Origin of the sequence: Stenotrophomonas sp. AS012628 (assembly GCF_010608305.1) — a bacterium.
GTDB lineage: Bacteria > Pseudomonadota > Gammaproteobacteria > Xanthomonadales > Xanthomonadaceae > Stenotrophomonas > Stenotrophomonas geniculata.
This window is the reverse complement of sequence record NZ_VMBJ01000345.1, coordinates 1-204: the sequence shown is the minus strand read 5'-3', so window position 1 is coordinate 204 and position 204 is coordinate 1. Positions and strand designations below refer to the sequence as shown.

Genomic DNA, 204 nt, shown 5'->3' with positions numbered 1-204 from the left:
CGCCGGCGACGACCGAAGGGCAGCGCTTCGAGCACTTCTACCTGAGCCTGCAGGCGGCCGGCGCCGGACTCGGCGTGGCCATCGGTCCCTGGCAACTGGTGCGCGACGATCTGGCCGCCGGCCTGCTGGCGGCGCCACTGGGATTCCTCGCCGACGGCAGCAGCTATCACCTGCTGACCCCGCGACCGTTGCAGGCCGGAGAGC

Annotated in this window: 1 pseudogene; it reads left to right on the top strand. The window is 72.5% G+C overall.

Annotated features, from left to right (window positions below):
• Positions 1 to 204: pseudogene (locus tag G5A07_RS22195) on the top strand (LysR family transcriptional regulator); the annotation flags it as partial.